Origin of the sequence: Pseudomonas sputi, assembly GCF_021603585.1 — a bacterium.
Classification (GTDB): Bacteria; Pseudomonadota; Gammaproteobacteria; order Pseudomonadales; family Pseudomonadaceae; genus Aquipseudomonas; species Aquipseudomonas sputi.
In genome coordinates, this window is sequence record NZ_BQHI01000062.1 from 1 (window position 1) to 1,310 (window position 1,310).

1 pseudogene is annotated in these 1,310 nt (G+C 53.4%); it reads left to right on the top strand.

The annotated features are described in order from the left end of the window. Positions 1–53: 53 nt before the first annotated feature. Positions 54–1,307 (top strand): annotated as a pseudogene (locus L6D81_RS29295) (IS3 family transposase). The last annotated feature ends 3 nt before the right edge of the window (positions 1,308–1,310 follow it).

A 1,310-nucleotide genomic window follows, 5' to 3' on the forward strand; every position in this document is an offset into this window, starting at 1 on the left:
TGTCCCGTCCTGAATAAGGTTTACACCTTCTGATCTATTTTCAGGAGGACGTAATGGAAACGGCTAAAAGGCGTAGTCAGCGAGACTACACGCTGACTTTTAAATTGTCGGTCGTGGATCAGGTCGAAAGAGGCGAGCTGAGTTATAAAGAGGCTCAGGAGCGCTACGGGATTCAAGGCAAAACGACCGTTCTGATGTGGTTACGCAAGCACGGTCGGCAGGATTGGAGCCCGGGCACATACATTGGCTCGCCGAGGATGGGGTCTATGCCCGACAAAAACCGACCATTGACGCCAGAGCAACGTATCAAAGAGCTTGAAGAGCAATTGGCTCTGTCCAATCAGAAATCCCAGTTTTTCGAGGCGGTCGTGGACGTGCTGAAAAATGACTACGGTCTTTCTGTCATAAAAAAGCGTCCCGGCAAGTCCTCGCGCAAAAACGAATCCAAAACCTGAGCATCAGCAGGGCTTGCCAGTTCATGGGAATAAGCCGACAGGCTTACTACAAGCGCAATCGCGCCGAAGCTGCTCGGTTCGTTCTGGATCAGCAAGTTGCCGATTTCGTTCAGCAAAAGCGTCAGCGACAACCACGGCTGGGCACCCGAAAGCTGCATTACTTGCTGCATTGTCAGCCTCGACTTGAACTGCAAGTGGGTCGAGATCGCCTGTTTGCAATTTTGCGCGAAAGGCGTTTGCTCGTGGCTCGCAAACGCGCTTACCACAAGACGACTGACAGCCATCATCGCTTTCGGCGCCATCCAAACTTACTCAAGGCTGGCCCTGACCAAGTTGTCCCAAGCGGCCCAGAGCAAGTTTGGGTGGCTGACATCACCTATCTACCTACTCAGGAAGGTGTGGCTTATTTGAGCCTGGTGACGGATGCCTTTTCGCGAAAGATCGTGGGTTATCACGTCCATGAAAGCCTGCACACCGAATCGGTAGCGCAGGCGCTGCGCCGGGCGGTGAAGCAACGTCGGACCGAACAACCACTGGTTCATCACTCGGACAGAGGCAGCCAGTATTGCGCGGGCATGTATCAGGAGTTGCATGCGAAACACGGCATCAGATGTTCGATGACGGACGGCTATGACTGCTACCAAAACGCCCTGGCAGAGCGGGTCAATGGGATCTTGAAGACCGAGTTTCTGCTCCAGCGACCACGGGACTTAATGCAGGCGAGAAAGATGGTGAGTGAGTCGGTCTTGATCTACAACCGTGAGCGTCCGCATCTGTCGTTGAAATACAAAACGCCCGATGCGATGCATCGGGCGTTGGGGTGAAACAGGTGTAAACCTATTTCAGGACTAGACA